Consider the following 15,597-nt stretch of genomic DNA (forward strand, 5'->3'; position numbering starts at 1 on the left):
AAATAAAGGGCAAACAGCCTAAATCATGCCCAACCAGCAAACAGCGTATGCCCAGACAGCATTCAGCAATGGCTACGAGTTCAGTCAGGGCAGTGGTTACACGCTGCCTGAATACCCCTTCGTGGCGCCACCCGATCTGGAATGTGGAGAAGTCCGGCGCTACCCCATCGTCATCGCGGGCGCCGGCATTGCTGGTCTGAGCCTGGCTTGCGCTTTGGCTCAACGTGGCGTACGCGCGATTTTCCTCGACGAAGACAACACGGTGGGTGTCAAAGGGGCGTCTTCGCGCGGCATCTGTTACGCGCAGAAAACGCTCGAGATTTTCAAGCGGCTGGGCATTTACGAGCGAATAGCGTCCAAGGGGGTGCAGTGGAGCGTGGGCCGCACCTTCGCCGGCGATGACGAGGTTTACGCCTTTGACCTGCGGCAGCAAAACACACACTCGATGGGGAAAGAGCCGCCTTTCATCAACATCCAGCAGTTCTACATCGAGGGTTTTCTCGTCGAGAGAATTGCCGAGCTCAACCAGCGCAAAGCCTGCGTTGATTTGCGCTGGAACAACCGGGTGACCTCCCTGACGCAGAGCGCAGAATTTGCGACGCTGTGTGTCAGCACACCAGCCGGCAACTACACGCTGCAGGCAGACCATGTGATCGATTGCAGCGGCGCGCGCAGCCCTTTTCGCGCCTGGTGCAACGCCGCTGTCACCGCCAAAAAAGGTGATGACCGCTGGTGTATTGCCGACGTGCGTTTCAAGGAGCAACCGCCGGTGGAGCGTCACACCTGGATCGAAGCTCCCTTCAATGAAAACCGCGCGGTCTGGCAACACTTGATGGCCGATGGCGTCTGGCGCATCGACTACCAGATGGCGCCCGATAGCGACCCCAAAGAGGTGAGCCGGGAAGAAGTGGTGCGAGCCCGCTTGAATGCCCAGTTCAAGCGCACGCTGGGACAGGATGAATGCGAAATTGTCTGGGTCGGGCCCTATGCCTACCGCACCGAATGCCTGGACGAGCTGCGCCACGGCCGCGTATTTTTTGTGGGCGATTCGGCCCACGTCGTCAGCCCCTTTGGCGCGCGCGGGGGCAACTCCGGCGTGCAAGATGCCGACAACCTGGCCTGGAAGCTGGCCGCTGTGCAGGAGGGGCGAGCTCCTGCTTCCTTGCTGGACAGCTATCACTCGGAGCGGCACGAAGCAGCCCAGCAAAACGTACTCGTGACCAACCGTACCGCACGCTTCCTGCGGCCTGCCGACGGGGCGGAGCGGCTGTTTCGCAAGGCAGCACTGGGATTGGCGCGCCAACATGCCTTTGCCCGGCAACTGGTCAATACGGGCCGGATGTCGGTGCCCAATATCTATTCCCGCAGCCCATTGTGTGACAAAACTGCCGGCGTGGCGACGCAAAATGTCGGCTTTTCATGGGCGAACGGGCAAGCGGGTGAACTGATCGATCTGCTGCGCTGGGCAGATGGCCGCCTGCTGGTGCTGGTCTTTGGCGGCCTCCCCCTGGCCGCAGCTGCCCGGCTAGAGGCATTGAGCACGCAGGCCGACCTGCGCTGCGTGCAGGTTTTGGCCCCGGGTGAGCGAGCGCTTGCTGTTGAACACGTGGTCGACACACACGGCCATTTGCAAGCCACCTGCCACGTTTTCGGCCACGCCTGGGCCCTGCTGCGCCCTGACAGCTACGTGGCAGCCACAGGTGAGAGCGTCGATGCCTCGCTGGTGCGCGCCGTGAGCACCGCCATGGGGCTGCAAGGAGAAACCACATGAAAAGCGCTCTGCACTTCCAGGATGCCGATGCGTTTTACGAGTGCCTGCTCGATGCCCACCAGGGACTGAGCCGGGAGGAATCCGAACTGCTCAATGCCCGGTTGATTCTGATTTTGGCCAACCAGGTGGGTGACACCGGGGTGCTGCGGGCCTGCATTGAGGCGGCACTTCCCACCGAATCGAAGTAGACAGGCCTCAGTCGAATAAAATCGGGGCAACTGTCTCCCACCCAGCGGCATCTCCCCAGATGCCGTTTTTCATTGCTGCCCATGACCGACTCTGCCAAACCCGTGCCCGCCAACCCTGCCGCTGATGCCTCTGATGCGCGGGTCTCCGTCCCCACTCCGGGTCTGGACAGCCTGGCCAAGTCTTTTGAGCCGGCTGCCATTGAAAGCCGCTGGAGCCCGCTGTGGGAGCAAAACGGCTTGTACGAGCCGACGCTCGAAGCTGCAAAACCCTCGTTTGCCATCCAGCTGCCGCCGCCCAATGTGACCGGCACGCTGCACATGGGCCACGCCTTTAACCAGACCATCATGGATTCGCTCACGCGATACCACCGCATGCGTGGCCACAACACCCTGTGGGTGCCCGGTACCGACCACGCCGGTATCGCGACGCAAATTGTTGTTGAACGCAAACTGCAAGGCCAGGGCCAAAGCCGCCACGACCTGGGCCGCGAAAAGTTTGCCGAGAAGGTGTGGGAGTGGAAGGAAGAGTCAGGCACCACCATCACCCGCCAGATGCGCCGCATGGGCGACTCGGTGGCCTGGAAGCACGAGTACTTCACGATGGACCCCAAGATGTCCACGGTGGTCACCTCAACCTTTGTGCAGTTGTATGAACAAGGCCTGATCTACCGCGGCAAGCGACTGGTCAACTGGGACCCGGTTCTCAAATCCGCGGTGTCTGACCTTGAAGTTGAAAGCGAAGAGCGCGACAGCTTCATGTGGCACATCGAATACCCGTTTAGCGACGGCCCGCAAAAGGCAGCTGACGGCTCTTTGCTGCGCGGCATGCACATTGCCACCACGCGGCCGGAAACCATGTTGGCCGACGGCGCGCTGGCCGTACACCCCGAGGACGAGCGCTACAAACACCTGATCGGCCAGATGGTCGACCTCCCCTTATGTGACCGAAAAATCCCGGTGATTGCCGATGACTACGTCGATCGAGAGTTCGGCAGCGGCTGCGTGAAGATCACCGGCGCACATGACTTCAACGACTACCAGGTGGCCTTGCGCCACAAGCTGCCGCTGATCACCATCTTCACGCTGGACGCAAAGATCAACGACAACGGACCGGCGCCGTACCAGGGGCTGGACCGTTATGACTGCCGCAAAGCCGTTCTGAAAGACCTTGAAGCGCAAGGCTTCCTCGAAAAAACCGTGCCTCATAAAAACATGGTGCCCGTGTGTGCGCGCACCGGCGCAGTCGTCGAACCCATGCTGACCGACCAGTGGTTTGTGGCGCTGAGCAAGGTCAGCGAGCAAGATCCGACGGGCAAATCGATTGCACAAAAAGCGCGCGATGCGGTGAGCAGCGGCGAGGTGAAGTTTGTGCCCGAACAATGGGTCAACACCTACAACCAGTGGATGAACAACATCCAGGACTGGTGTATCTCGCGCCAGCTCTGGTGGGGCCACCAGATTCCGGCCTGGTATGACGAAGATGGCAAGGTGTATGTGGCCGCAAACGAGGCCGCTGCACAAGCTCAGGCACCAGGCAAGACACTGACACGTGACCCCGACGTGCTGGACACCTGGTACTCGTCAGCGCTGGTTCCCTTCTCGTCACTGGGCTGGCCCGAGAAAACCAAAGAGCTTGATCTCTTTTTGCCCTCCAGCGTGCTGGTCACCGGCTACGACATCATCTTCTTCTGGGTCGCCCGGATGATCATGATGACCACGCATTTCACGGGCCAGGTGCCCTTTCACAATGTGTACATCCACGGCCTGGTGAAAGACGCGCAGGGCAAAAAGATGAGCAAGTCCGAAGGCAACGTGCTGGACCCGGTTGATCTGATTGACGGCATCGAGCTGGCACCGCTGCTGGACAAGCGTTCACAGGGCCTGCGCAAGCCGGAGACTGCCCCGCAGGTGCGCAAGAACACCGAGAAAGAGTTTCCCGCCGGCATTCCGGCCTATGGCGCCGACGCGCTGCGTTTTACCTTTGCATCACTCGCCAGCCTGGGCCGCAGCATCAACTTTGACAGTAAACGCTGCGAAGGTTATCGCAACTTCTGCAACAAGCTCTGGAACGCTACGCGCTTCACCCTGATGAACTGCGAAGGGCAGGACTGCGGCCTGGCAGAACATACCAAAGCCCAGTGCGCACCGGGCGAGGAGTTTCACAACTACCTCACCTTCTCGCAGGCAGATCGGTGGATTGCATCAACCATGCAGCGCGTGGAAGCCGATGTTGCCAAAGGTTTTGCCGACTATCGTCTCGACAACGTTGCCGGCAGCATTTACCAGTTTGTCTGGGACGAGTTCTGCGACTGGTATCTGGAAATTGCGAAAGTGCAAATTCAGAACGGAACGCCCGCCGAGCAACGCGCCACACGCCGCACATTGATTCGCACACTTGAAGGCATTTTGCGTCTGGCCCATCCGCTGATTCCCTTCATCACTGAAGAGCTCTGGCAAAAGGTTTCGCTGGTTGCCGGCAACAAGAAGGTGGAACTCATTGGACAGGCAGCCTACCCTCAAAGCCAGCCTGAAAAAATTGACGAGGCCGCCGAGGCGCACGTTGCCAAACTGAAAACACTGGTGGACGCCTGCCGCAACCTGCGCGGCGAGATGAAGGTGTCGCCGGCAACACGCCTGCCGCTTTATGTGCTTGGTGACACCGCCTTTATGCAAGGAGTCGCCCCTGTGCTGAAGGCACTGGCGAAGCTGAGCGAGGTGAAGGTGTTCGACGACGAAGCAACTTGGGCTGCTGCCGCACAGACCGCGCCTGTCGCCATCGTCGGCGAAGCGCGCCTGTGCCTCTACATGGAAGTCGATCTGGCGGCAGAAAAAATTCGCCTGCAAAAGGAAGAGGCGCGCCTGACAGGAGAAATCACCAAGTCCGACACCAAGCTCGCCAACGAAGCTTTCGTCAACAAGGTGCCTCCAGCCGTGCTGGAACAGGAACGCAAGCGCCTGGCCGATAACCAGGCGGCACTGGCCAAGATCCGCGAACAGCTCGCACGCCTGAAATAGGCAACGAACCGCACGCAAAAAAAAAGCCCCGACTCGCGGGGCTTTTTTAATGCTGAGTTGAGCGTGATGCGAAGCGAGCATCCCTCTTTACCAGCCGGGGCCGCGGAACCGGCTTCGCCGGGCCGCAGGCGCAGCGGCCCCCTTGGGGGGCAGGGAGCTACACACCAGTGAGCGACCGTGGGGGCGACATCAGCGGATCATGAACTCCGGCTCAGACCACTGCGATGGCGTGCCTCCGCCGGGCAGCTCCATGTCCATGGGCGCGCTGGGCACATAGTCTGACCCGCGTTGCTCTGCCGAGATCGCTTCATGGATACGATGAGCCACGTACCAGCTGGAGCGCAAGCGCGCCTCGCGGGTGTGGGAACCCAGGCGAGGCGTGATGAACAGGTTTTTCAGGCCAGCGACCGGGGACGTTTCACCGGTGAAATTATCTTCGGCCCCATCCAGAATGCAGGCCTCGATGCGGCCATCGCACAAGGCCGAGGCCAGGGCCGTCTCGTCAAACAAGGCACTGCGACTGATGCCCACCCACAGTTGCCCGCGCTTGCAGGCGGCCAGCAGCTTTTCGTTTACAAAGCCCCGAAAACGCGTTGCATAAAGCATCTGCACCGAGATCGCATCCGACTCGCTGACCAGCTCGGTCAATGTGACAGGCTGAATACGCAAGCGCTCCCAAATCGGAGCCGTATGGTGGATCGCCGGGTCATACCCTATCAGCCGCACGCCCAGGCCAGTGAGCATGCCCGCCAGCGTATGCGCGGTGGGCGCCAGGCCGAGAATGCCGACAGTACTTCCATGTAATTCCCGCCCCATTTGCGTACTGGGGTGACGGCGCCCCATCAAAGCCGAAACAACACCCCGGCGATACAGCAGCAACAGGCTGCTGAGTAAATACTCTGCATTGGACCGGACGTTGGCGCTGCTGGCATGAATCACCTTGATGCCGCGCTCATTGCAGGCCTCCAGGTCCGTGTTGTCTGTCCCCACGTGAAGGCGACCTACAGCCTTGAGCTTGGGCAGAAAATCCAGAAACTCCCGTGTCACCACGGTTTGCCTTGGGAACACGATGCCACGTGTTTTATATGCGGCTTTGCGCAAAACAGTCAGGTCATCTGCCAGTTCAGGACGGTATTCCACACTGTGCCGGGTCTCAAGCCATGCCATGGCTTCGGGCACCAATGCATCAAGAAGTAATATGTCCAAGGAAGTTCCCCTTTGCGGGCCACCGCTGGCTTTGTTTGTTATTCTCGTTAGTTGCCGTTCTGTCTCAGCAACGCAACACTTTATCTTTTTTCCAAACTCGTGTCGATGACAAAAATCACAACATTAACCAAAGCAGTTTTCCCGGTGGCCGGCTTGGGAACCCGCTTTTTGCCCGCCACCAAGGCCCAGCCCAAGGAAATGCTGCCGGTCGTGGATAAGCCCCTGATCCAGTACGCGGTCGAGGAGGCCTACGCAGCGGGGATACGTCACATGATTTTCGTCACGGGACGCAATAAACGGGCCATAGAAGACCACTTTGACACTGCCTATGAGCTGGAAGCTGAGCTGCAAGCGGCGGGCAAAACCGAGTTGCTGAACCTGGTCCGATCAGTTCAACCGGGAGACATGGTCTTTTCCTATGTACGCCAGCCTCGGTCCCTTGGCTTGGGGCATGCTGTTTTGTGCGCCGAGCATCTGGTTGGCAAGGAGCCTTTTGCCGTACTGCTGGCCGATGACCTGATGGTAGGAACTCCCCCGGTTCTGGCCCAAATGGCCACGCAGTTCGAAGAATTGCAGCAGTCCATGCTGGCTGTACAGGAAGTGCCACTGGAGCACACCCGGCGTTATGGCATTGTTGCGACTGAGCCGGTCAGCGATCAGCTAATGAAAGTCACCCGGATGGTCGAGAAACCCGCGCCAGAAGTAGCGCCATCACGCATGGGTGTGGCAGGTCGCTATATCTTGACGCCCAATGTGTTCAAACACATCCGGCAGCAGCAAACTGGCGTTGGTGGGGAAATCCAGCTGACCGACGGCATTGCAGGGCTGATGAGCGAGGAAAATGTTTACGCCTTTTTATACCGCGGCAAGCGCTACGACTGCGGCAGCAAAGAGGGTTTTCTGGAAGCCACGGTTGAATTGGCACTGCAACACGCAGATGTCGGCGGGCATTTCCGGAACTATCTGGAGAATCTGCAGATTGGCTGGTCCGGCCGGGAGCGCAGAATGCAGGACTCCCTTCCTTTGGCGGACTAGCTCGAGACAGCTGCGCCAGCGTCAGCGTCAGCGTCAGCAGAGGTCGGCCGTCTCTACCGGCGCTTGAGGACGTGGATGAAATCCCCGCCCTCATTTAACTGTTCTACGAGCTCATTGCCTGTCTGTTTGGAAAAGGCCATAAAGTCGCGCGTCGAGCCGGAGTCGGTCGATACCACTCTGAGCAGCTGACCACTGGTCATTTCGGCGAGTGCCTTCTTCGCCTTGAGGATAGGCAGTGGGCAATTGAGGCCGCGGGTGTCGAGTTCTTTGTCAATGTGCATGCGCTTGTCCTTGAATTGCCGCTATTTTAAGCAGTTCTACCTGCAAGGGGTGCTTGAGGCCAATTCGCCATTTTTGACGTAAAAAATCCCGGCCTGCAGGCAGGCCGGGATTTTCGCCGAGGGCCGACTAGCCGACCGGGTTTTACTTCATACCAAACTTGGCTTTGGCATCCTTTTCGCAGGCATCCTTGGCATTGCCCGACATCGCGTCGCAGCGCTCCTTGGCCACTTTATATTTGGCTTCGGATTTATCCTCTGCTGCGTCTTTTTTGGCTTCAGCGACGTCCTTCGTGTTGCCCTTGCCAGCGTCCGTCGTTGCCTTCGCTACCTTGGCATCGGCCTTGGCGGCTGTATGCGCTGCCTTGGCTTCCTTGACACAAACGTCTTTCGCATTTCCTTCGAGGTCATCACACTTTTCCTTGGCCAGGTCATAGGCGGCTGCAGCCTTGGCTTCGCGGATTTTCATGTCATTGCGTGGGCTGGCCTTGTATTGCGCCTCAAGCTCAGCGCGGGCAACCTTTTCGGCACCTTTTACTTCAGCGGTGCAAATGTCTTTTGCGTTGTCTTTCAAAGCGGCACACTTGTCACGGCCAGTCTTGTAGTCCGCCGAGACACGGTCCTTTTGCGTTTTGTACTCGTCTTTTGTGAGGGCCATGGCGCTCCCAGCGAAAGCACAGGACACCGCAAGCGTGAGCATGATTAATTTGGATTTCATATAAGTCCTCTTGATGTTTTGTTAATTGACGCGGCAATGATCTGCCGACGTCTTACGTACGTTCGAAAAACTGCGTTGGATTGCGCGTCTGAAAGTCGTCGAGTTGCCGCTCGGCAACGTCCTTGGCCAATCCATGCCGTTCCTGGATACGACCCAGCAATTGATCACGCTTGCCTGCAATGATGTCCAGATCATCGTCGGCGAGCTTGCCCCATTGCTCCTTGACCTGCCCTTTGAACTGCATCCAATTACCTTCTACACGGTCCTGGTTCATGGCTTTCTCCCGGAAAAGTTGATAAACCCACATTCCCCGCTGGCACCGGGGTGCCGGGAGGAACTGCAGCGAAAATTCACCATAAGTTCGCGGTTTCTAACTACGCGTAGGCCCCGGGGTTTGATGTGCGTAGGTTCATGCTTACAGCGGGCAGGTTTCAGGTACACGCAAGACCAACAAAATGGTTGCATAGCTAATCATTTGTTGATACCATTGCCGCATGTTTGATCATTGCCTGTTTTTCAACACCACCGCCCTGGCCCGTATTGTGGACAAGGAATGGACACGGGCATTCAAACCCTTCGGCATCACCCCGTCGCAAGCTTTTCTCTTGCGCGTGGTTCTGAACCACCCGGGTTTGTCGCAGCATGAGCTGGCAACTGAACTGACAATTTCCCGCCCGACGGCTACCCGTCTGCTGGATGGGTTGCAGGCCCTGCATCTCGTGGAGCGCAGAAGTACAGCCGCCGATGCCAGACACTGGGCCGTGTATCCCACATCGGAAGCCGAGGCCATCCATGCCGCCATCAACAAAGCCAGCGGCGAAGTCACGCGCCGGATTCAACAGCAGATCGGAAAGGAGAACTTCGATGAAACTGTAGCCCGCGTCAGGAGCGTTTGTAGCGCCCTGAAATAGCACCACTCCCTTTTTTTAACTTTATAGTTGCATAGCTAACTAATAAGGAACTTTTCATGCCCATCCTGAATGTCAAAATCAGCCAGCCGGCAAGCGCCGAACTCACCCACGCCGTCTCTGAAACACTGCTCGAACTGACTACGAGAATCCTTCGGAAAAAACGGGAAGTCACAGCGATTGCCGTTGACTACGTTCCGCCGCAGCACTGGATCGTGGGCGGCAGCTCCCTCGCCGAGCAGGGAAAGAACAGTTTTTACTTTGACATCAAGGTGGTTGACGGAACCAACACCAAGGACGAAAAAGCACAATACATCGCGGAGTCCTTTGCAGCGTTCAGCAAGTTGCTGGGCAACCTGCACGAGGAGAGCTACATCTACGTGCACGACGTTCGCGCAGAAGCTTACGGCTACGGTGGTCTGACGCAGGAATACCGTTACATCAAGGCGAAGGCTTGAAGCGGACTACCGGCACTACCGGATGCGCAGCGTCCGACCGAGCAGCAGAACGGGCAACAGCCCTACAAGCACGAGGGCGAGCGCGGGCAAGGCGGCCTCGCCCAGCCGCTCATCGCGGGCAAGCTGATACGTCACAACAGCCAGCGTGTCGCTGTTGAACGGTCGCAGTACCAGCGTGGCAGGCAACTCCTTCATTACATCGACAAACACCAGCAAGGCGGCAGCACCCACGGACCGCCTGAGCAGTGGCCAATGCACCCTGGCCAGCAGACCTGCCCCGGTAGTGCCCAGCATGCGTGCACTGTCGTCGAAGCTAAGGGGTATGCGTGAGTACCCGCTTTGCACAGACTGGAGGGCCACTGCAGTGAAACGCACGAGGTAAGCCCAGACAATGCCAAGCACTGTTGCGGTAATCCAGTAGCCTGCTGCGGTCTGCGGAGCGGCCGCCTGGAGCCAACCCACGGGCAACAGCAGACCCACCACAATCACAGCGCCTGGTACGGCATAACCAAGGCCGGCCAGTTGAACGGACGCACGCGTCAGCGGGTGCGGCTGCCGGCGTAGCGCGAAAGCCAGTCCGAGTGCCACAAGCGTCGCGAGCACGGCACTGACGCTGGCCAATCCCAGGCTATTGAATGACCATTGCGCAAACTGCGCCCAGGGTAGCTCGCCCCAACTGGCCGCCAGAGGCCGAAGCATGAACAAAACCGGCAAGACGAAGCCCAGCGCGATGGGCAGGCTGCATATCGTCCATGCAGCTCCCGCCCGCAGGCCCCGAAGTGTCGCGGGCGCCGCATCGGACGAACCTGCCCTCGCGCCCCGCCCCGTCGCAAAACGCATTCGCTTTTGCGCATGGTGTTCGATTTTCAGCAGCACAGCCACCACCAGCAACAGAGCTGTGGCGAGCTGGGCAGCGGCCTGGCGATTGTCCATGGCAAGCCAGGCTTTGTAGATGCCAGCCGTAAAGGTCTGGATGCCGAAATAGCTCGACACGCCGAAATCCGCCAGTGTTTCCATCAAGGCCAGCGAAACACCGGCAGCTACAGCAGGACGGGCCAGCGGCAAAGCCACTTCGCGGATGCGACGTGACAGCGGAGCACCCAACAACCGCGCCGCCTCCATCAAATGCACGGCGCGCTCGGACAACGCCGTGCGCGCCAGCAAATACACATAGGGATAGAGCGAAAAGGTAAATACCAGCACCGCACCGCCCAGGCTGCGCACCTCTGGCAACAGACGGCCCTGCAGACCAAAACTCGCCCGCAACCAGGTTTGTAACGGACCGGCGTACTGCAGAAAATCGGTATAGGCGTAAGCCACCACATACGCCGGCATGGCCAGTGGCAGCAGCAAAGCCCACGAGAAAAAACGCCTCCCCGGGAAATCAAACAACGTCACAGCACAGGCCGTTCCCATGCCAACCAGGGCCACACCAAAAGCCACAGAGAGACACAACAGCAAGGATGTGAAAGCGTACTCGGGCAAAACTGTCTGCATCATTTGCTGCAGGACAGGCAGGGACTGCTTGTCAATCTCCAGCCAGGACAGCATCACCGCCAGGATGGGCAGGGTCAACACCACCATGAGGGCAAATAACAGGGCAGAGGACAGGAAACGGCGGAGCATGTAGTCCAAAGGTATGGTCGGTAGCTTGGCAGGGGTGGGAGCCGGAACGTGGCGCCCTGCAAGCAATTGCAAATGAGAATTGTAAGCATCTACAATCAACAGCATGTTTTTGGACATTTCGCAGTTGGTGGTGCACTACAGAGGTCGCTCCCGCGCCGCCGTCAACGGCGTTTCATTGGGATTGCGTGCCGGTGAGATTGGCGTACTGATCGGGCCCTCTGGCTGCGGCAAAACCACGCTTCTGCGATCTGTGGCGGGCCTCGAACGAGCCATCTCCGGCACCATCTCCCTCTCGCACGAAATCGTTAGCAGCGGGAGAGCGACTGGCGACGTTCATATCCCCGCTGAGCACCGTCGCATTGGCATGGTGTTTCAGGACTTCGCGTTATTCCCTCATCTGGACGTGGGGCATAACGTCGCCTTTGGGCTGACCCATTTCAACCACGCCGAGCGCGAGCAACGCATAGGCGAGGTGCTGGATCTGGTCGGTCTGGGTGACGTGCGAAAACGCTATCCGCACGAATTGTCCGGGGGCCAGCAGCAACGTGTGGCTTTGGCCCGCGCACTCGCGCCCAAGCCCCGGCTGCTGCTGCTGGACGAGCCTTTCTCCAATCTGGACGTGGATTTACGCGAGCGCCTGGCGCACGAGGTGCGGGGCATCCTGAAACAGGCTGGGGCCACAGCCCTGTTCGTGACCCACGATCAGCTGGAAGCTTTTGCCATTGGCGACCGGATCGGTGTCATGCACGAAGGTCAACTCCACCAATGGGACGATGCTTACGAGCTGTACCACCGCCCCGCAACGCGATTTGTCGCTGACTTTATTGGCCACGGGGTATTTACACGAGCCCGCATTGCCCAGGAAGGCGAAAATGTCGTGGTACATACCGCGCTCGGCGACTTGAGCGATGTGCTTGAATGTCCGCTGCCCGCTGCATATGTCAACGGAGTATGCGACGTGCTGCTGCGCGCCGATGACATCGTTCATGACGACGCTGCGCCGGTGAAGGCGGAAATTCTGCGCAAGACGTTTCGCGGCTCGGAGTTCTTATATACGCTCAGGCTGGGAACGGGGGAAACGGTGATGGCGCATGTCCCCTCCCACCATGATCACGCCATCGGCGAATGGATTGGCATCCGTGCTGAAGTTGATCACGTCGTGACCTTTCAGCCCGAATAGACGGGCCCAGTCAGCCGCCGTCAGACAGGCTCGTCAGCGCGGGTACCAAGCATGCGCTCGACCTCGCGCTGAAGATCGGCTGCCCAGGCCCGCCGGTCCCGCCCCTGGCAGGATTGGCCTTCTCCAAACGTGACCTCAGCGCGAAGATTGCCGACACACAGCGTCTCCCAGATCGATACAAATATCGAATCGTCATCGATGTAGCGTGGCGCAAAACTGGTTCTACCCGTATCCGAATCCACAAACCGCAAGGCGATGGGTTGTACGGGGACGTTCATCGAAATCGCAGCCTGAAGCAGATTGGCATGAAACGGTTTGAGCGTGATGCCATCGCCGGTTGTTCCCTCAGGGAAAACGGCGAGCACCTCTCCCAACTGCAATCGCTCAGCCATGTGGTGTACCACCCGGTGCGCGTCACGACGGGACTCGCGCTCGATGTACAGAGTGCCGGCCCCGGCGGCCAAAGTCCCTACCAGTGGCCAATGCTTGATGTCGGCCTTGGAAACAAAACGGCAATAGCGGGAAGCATGCAACACAACAATGTCCAGCCAGGATAGGTGGTTAGCTATCAATAACGCCGGACCGCTTTTTACGGGGGCTCCCTTGACCGAAAGTGAAATGCCCACGCCACGCAGCATCTGCTGGGCCCAGGCATGAACACGCGCTTCCTTTTCGCTTTGCTCAAGCTTGGGAAACCGCGTAATGATGGTCCACATGCCACCAACAATATGGCTCAGGGCCCATAGCAGGCGCCAGAGGGCCTTGGCCTGACGCACGCCCGTCAAGCCTCGTAGGCCAGCTGCCCACCAACCAGTGTCCAGCGGACTCGCGCCGGCATTTGGTAACCGGTAAACGGCGTGTGTTTTCCCTGGCTGCGCAGGGTGTCAGGCTGAACGGTCCACTCGGACTTCGGGTCAAAAACGCAGATGTCGGCAATGCCGCCTTTAACCAGTTGCCCGGCGCTGGCTTGCAAGATGCCGAGGGTGCGACCGAGGACGCGCGATGGCTCGCTGGTGAGGACCGCAAGCGCACGGGTCATGCCAACACCGCTGTCCTGACCCCACTTGCAAGCCAGGCCCAGCAGCAACTCCAGCCCTGTGGCGCCGGGTTCAGCTTCGGCAAACGGCAAGGTTTTGGCATCCGCCTCTACAGGCGTGTGATCTGACACCAGCGCATCAATCGTTCCATCGGCCAGCGCCTGACGTAATGCATCGCGATCACGCTGCTGACGCAAGGGCGGATTCAGGCGCATGCGGCTGTCAAAGTAACCAATGTCGGTGTCCAGCAGGTGAAGGCTGTTGATGCTGACGTCCGCGGTCACGTTCAAGCCCTCGGCTTTGGCGCGGGCCAGCAGGGCCACACCCGCAGCACTGCTGACGCGGCAGACATGCACCCTTGCACCTGTGACACGCATCAACTCAAAAATGGTATGCATGGCTATGGTCTCGGCAGCGACGGGCACCCCGCTTAGACCCAGGCGTGTGGCCGACGGCCCACTGGCTGCCACACCGCCGCCCAGCCAGCTGTCCTCGGGCCGCAGCCACACCGTGTAGTCAAAGCTGGCTGCATATTGCAGCGCGCGCAGGAGAACCTGGGTGTTTGCCAAAGGGACATCGGCCTGGCTGAAACCTACGCAACCAGCCTCAGTGAGTTCAACCATTTCCGTCAGCGCCAGCCCCTGTAGCGCACGGGTCAGAGCGCCCAGCGGAAAAACGCGCGACTGGTGCAGTTTTTCGGCACGAAATTTCAGCATTTCGACCAGCCCGGGCTCGTCAAGAACCGGATCTGTATCTGGCGGGCAGACCAGGCTGGTCACGCCGCCGGCGACGGCGGCTGCGAGTTCGCTCTCCAGCATACCCTCATGCTCGTGACCGGGTTCGCGCAGACGCGCCGACAGGTCGATAAAACCTGGTGCAACAACACACCCTGTTGCGTCGATCGTCCTGTTCGGAGTGAAGTCCGGAACAGGGTTTTTCAAGGACACGATCCGGCCCGCGGCAATCGCCACATCACCGATCTCGTCGAGGCCAGAGGCGGGGTCAATGACGCGGCCGTTTTTGATTAGGATTTTCATATTGCGTCTCCACAGCGCGTAAGCAGGCAAGCGTGGGGGAATCTTCCATACCAGCCGGGGCCGCGGAACCGGCTTCGCCGGGCCGCAGGCGCAGCGCGCCCTTGGGGGGCAGTGCAGTACGCGAAGCGACAAACGTGGGGGCTGACACTCATGCGTCATTTCCTGCAACGATGCTCATCACGGCCATGCGCACCGCAATACCGAAGGTGACTTGGGGCAGGATCACGCTTTGGGATCCGTCAACCACTGCCGAGTCGATCTCCACGCCCCGGTTGATCGGACCCGGATGCATGACGATGGCGTCTGGCTTGGCCAGCTGCAGTTTCTCGTTCGTCAGGCCAAAGCTTTTGAAGAATTCCTGGCTGCTGGGTAAAAGTGCGCCAGACATGCGTTCGTTCTGCAACCTCAGCATGATGATCACATCAGCCCCCTTGACGCCCTCCTCCAGCGTGTGACAGACGCGGACACCCATCTGGGCCATATCGGAAGGCACCAGCGTTTTCGGACCGACCACGCGCACCTCGGGGCAACCCAGCGTGGTCAACGCGTGGATGTCAGAGCGCGCCACGCGGGAGTGCAGCACATCCCCAACAATGGCCACCGTGAGTTGGGTGAAGTCTTTTTTGTAGTGCCGGATGGTGTACATGTCCAGCAGCCCCTGCGTGGGGTGGGCATGGCGACCGTCGCCGGCGTTGATCACGTGCACGTGGGGCGCAACGTGCTGTGCAATCAGATAAGGTGCGCCCGACTCGCCGTGGCGCACCACAAAAAGGTCCGCAGCCATGGCGCTCAAGTTGGAGATGGTGTCCAGCAAGGACTCTCCTTTGGAAGCGGAGGAACGGGCGATGTCCAGATTGATCACGTCTGCCGACAGCCGCGTGGCTGCAATTTCAAACGTGGTGCGGGTGCGGGTGGAGTTTTCGAAGAAGAGATTGAAAACGCTTTTGCCGCGAAGCAGCGGTACCTTTTTGACCTCGCGGTCACTGACGCTGACAAAGCTGGCCGCTGTATCAAGGATTTGCGTCAGGGTCGCTTTTGGCAGCCCCTCAATGGACAGCAAATGAATCAGTTCACCGTTTTTATTGAACTGCGGATTTCGTCGATACAACACGGTCAAACCTTACGCATAGTGGTGAGCGC

At 59.2% G+C, this 15,597-nt stretch carries 15 protein-coding genes; 7 read left to right on the forward strand and 8 right to left on the reverse strand.

Annotated elements, in window-relative coordinates:
* The first annotated feature begins 25 nt into the window (after positions 1 to 25).
* The 3 genes from VE934_RS07100 (at position 26) to VE934_RS07110 (ending at position 4,974) form a co-directional block, all read left to right on the forward strand.
* Positions 26 to 1,771, forward strand: a complete 1,746-nt coding sequence (locus tag VE934_RS07100) for an FAD-dependent monooxygenase (protein ID WP_324885787.1) — start codon at positions 26 to 28, stop codon at positions 1,769 to 1,771.
* A complete protein-coding gene (locus VE934_RS07105; protein WP_324885789.1) occupies positions 1,768 to 1,959 on the forward strand; it encodes a DUF2783 domain-containing protein in 192 nt (63 codons plus the stop codon). Before VE934_RS07100 ends, VE934_RS07105 begins: the two co-directional genes overlap by 4 nt.
* Before the next feature lie 81 nt (positions 1,960 to 2,040).
* Positions 2,041 to 4,974 (forward strand): valine--tRNA ligase, encoded by a 2,934-nt coding sequence (locus VE934_RS07110; protein ID WP_324885791.1) that lies wholly within the window; start codon positions 2,041 to 2,043, stop codon positions 4,972 to 4,974.
* A 189-nt stretch (positions 4,975 to 5,163) separates the two neighbouring features.
* Here the strand turns inward: VE934_RS07110 and VE934_RS07115 are convergent, their stop codons facing one another.
* Entirely contained in the window at positions 5,164 to 6,180 is a 1,017-nt protein-coding gene (locus VE934_RS07115; RefSeq protein ID WP_324885793.1) for an NAD(P)-dependent oxidoreductase, read from the reverse strand.
* A 105-nt stretch (positions 6,181 to 6,285) separates the two neighbouring features.
* Here VE934_RS07115 and galU point away from each other — a divergent pair, with 105 nt between their 5' ends.
* Positions 6,286 to 7,215: a UTP--glucose-1-phosphate uridylyltransferase GalU gene (gene galU, locus VE934_RS07120; protein WP_324885795.1), complete on the forward strand. Its 930-nt coding sequence runs from the start codon at positions 6,286 to 6,288 to the stop codon at positions 7,213 to 7,215.
* A 53-nt stretch (positions 7,216 to 7,268) separates the two neighbouring features.
* Here galU and VE934_RS07125 read toward each other — a convergent pair whose 3' ends face one another.
* The 3 genes from VE934_RS07125 to VE934_RS07135 all read right to left on the reverse strand — a co-directional run bounded on the left by VE934_RS07125 (position 7,269) and on the right by VE934_RS07135 (position 8,485).
* Positions 7,269 to 7,496 (reverse strand): sulfurtransferase TusA family protein, encoded by a 228-nt coding sequence (locus VE934_RS07125; RefSeq protein ID WP_324885797.1) that lies wholly within the window; start codon positions 7,494 to 7,496, stop codon positions 7,269 to 7,271.
* A 142-nt stretch (positions 7,497 to 7,638) separates the two neighbouring features.
* Positions 7,639 to 8,211, reverse strand: coding sequence for a hypothetical protein (locus tag VE934_RS07130; protein WP_324885799.1), 573 nt, complete (start codon positions 8,209 to 8,211; stop codon positions 7,639 to 7,641).
* A gap of 52 nt (positions 8,212 to 8,263) precedes the next feature.
* A complete protein-coding gene (locus VE934_RS07135) occupies positions 8,264 to 8,485 on the reverse strand; it encodes a CsbD family protein (protein WP_324885801.1) in 222 nt (73 codons plus the stop codon).
* A gap of 220 nt (positions 8,486 to 8,705) precedes the next feature.
* On the opposite strand from VE934_RS07135, the gene VE934_RS07140 reads away from it, so the two are divergent.
* A complete protein-coding gene (locus VE934_RS07140) occupies positions 8,706 to 9,122 on the forward strand; it encodes a MarR family winged helix-turn-helix transcriptional regulator (protein WP_324885803.1) in 417 nt (138 codons plus the stop codon).
* A gap of 56 nt (positions 9,123 to 9,178) precedes the next feature.
* On the forward strand, positions 9,179 to 9,577 hold the full coding sequence (locus VE934_RS07145; protein ID WP_324885805.1) for a 4-oxalocrotonate tautomerase family protein: 399 nt from the start codon (positions 9,179 to 9,181) through the stop codon (positions 9,575 to 9,577).
* Between the two features lie 15 nt (positions 9,578 to 9,592).
* On the opposite strand, the gene VE934_RS07150 is transcribed toward VE934_RS07145, so the two are convergent.
* Complete coding sequence (locus VE934_RS07150; protein WP_324885807.1) at positions 9,593 to 11,203, reverse strand: iron ABC transporter permease; 1,611 nt, start codon at positions 11,201 to 11,203, stop codon at positions 9,593 to 9,595.
* Between the two features lie 103 nt (positions 11,204 to 11,306).
* Between VE934_RS07150 and VE934_RS07155 the strand changes: the two genes are divergently transcribed.
* Positions 11,307 to 12,383, forward strand: coding sequence for an ABC transporter ATP-binding protein (locus VE934_RS07155; protein WP_324885809.1), 1,077 nt, complete (start codon positions 11,307 to 11,309; stop codon positions 12,381 to 12,383).
* 20 nt (positions 12,384 to 12,403) lie between these two features.
* Here the strand turns inward: VE934_RS07155 and VE934_RS07160 are convergent, their stop codons facing one another.
* The 3 genes from VE934_RS07160 to VE934_RS07170 all read right to left on the reverse strand — a co-directional run bounded on the left by VE934_RS07160 (position 12,404) and on the right by VE934_RS07170 (position 15,568).
* Entirely contained in the window at positions 12,404 to 13,159 is a 756-nt protein-coding gene (locus VE934_RS07160) for a lysophospholipid acyltransferase family protein (protein ID WP_414693821.1), read from the reverse strand.
* A gap of 5 nt (positions 13,160 to 13,164) precedes the next feature.
* Positions 13,165 to 14,457 (reverse strand): dihydroorotase, encoded by a 1,293-nt coding sequence (locus tag VE934_RS07165; RefSeq protein WP_324885811.1) that lies wholly within the window; start codon positions 14,455 to 14,457, stop codon positions 13,165 to 13,167.
* A 148-nt stretch (positions 14,458 to 14,605) separates the two neighbouring features.
* On the reverse strand, positions 14,606 to 15,568 hold the full coding sequence (locus VE934_RS07170) for an aspartate carbamoyltransferase catalytic subunit (RefSeq protein WP_324885813.1): 963 nt from the start codon (positions 15,566 to 15,568) through the stop codon (positions 14,606 to 14,608).
* Positions 15,569 to 15,597: the final 29 nt, after the last annotated feature.

It is taken from the genome of Polaromonas sp. (genome assembly GCF_035638815.1).
In the GTDB taxonomy this organism is placed as follows: Bacteria; Pseudomonadota; Gammaproteobacteria; order Burkholderiales; family Burkholderiaceae_C; genus Polaromonas.

Excerpts from the sequence above, each read along its gene's own strand:
- VE934_RS07155 (WP_324885809.1), top strand. The coding sequence starts at position 11,307 with ATGTTTTTGGACATTTCGCAGTTGGTGGTGCACTACAGAGGTCGCTCC.
- VE934_RS07165 (WP_324885811.1), bottom strand. The coding sequence starts at position 14,457 with ATGAAAATCCTAATCAAAAACGGCCGCGTCATTGACCCCGCCTCTGGC.
- VE934_RS07100 (WP_324885787.1), top strand. The coding sequence starts at position 26 with ATGCCCAACCAGCAAACAGCGTATGCCCAGACAGCATTCAGCAATGGC.
- VE934_RS07105 (WP_324885789.1), top strand. The coding sequence starts at position 1,768 with ATGAAAAGCGCTCTGCACTTCCAGGATGCCGATGCGTTTTACGAGTGC.
- VE934_RS07150 (WP_324885807.1), bottom strand. The coding sequence starts at position 11,203 with ATGCTCCGCCGTTTCCTGTCCTCTGCCCTGTTATTTGCCCTCATGGTG.
- galU (WP_324885795.1), top strand. The coding sequence starts at position 6,286 with ATGACAAAAATCACAACATTAACCAAAGCAGTTTTCCCGGTGGCCGGC.
- VE934_RS07135 (WP_324885801.1), bottom strand. The coding sequence starts at position 8,485 with ATGAACCAGGACCGTGTAGAAGGTAATTGGATGCAGTTCAAAGGGCAG.
- VE934_RS07110 (WP_324885791.1), top strand. The coding sequence starts at position 2,041 with ATGACCGACTCTGCCAAACCCGTGCCCGCCAACCCTGCCGCTGATGCC.
- VE934_RS07140 (WP_324885803.1), top strand. The coding sequence starts at position 8,706 with ATGTTTGATCATTGCCTGTTTTTCAACACCACCGCCCTGGCCCGTATT.
- VE934_RS07130 (WP_324885799.1), bottom strand. The coding sequence starts at position 8,211 with ATGAAATCCAAATTAATCATGCTCACGCTTGCGGTGTCCTGTGCTTTC.
- VE934_RS07125 (WP_324885797.1), bottom strand. The coding sequence starts at position 7,496 with ATGCACATTGACAAAGAACTCGACACCCGCGGCCTCAATTGCCCACTG.
- VE934_RS07145 (WP_324885805.1), top strand. The coding sequence starts at position 9,179 with ATGCCCATCCTGAATGTCAAAATCAGCCAGCCGGCAAGCGCCGAACTC.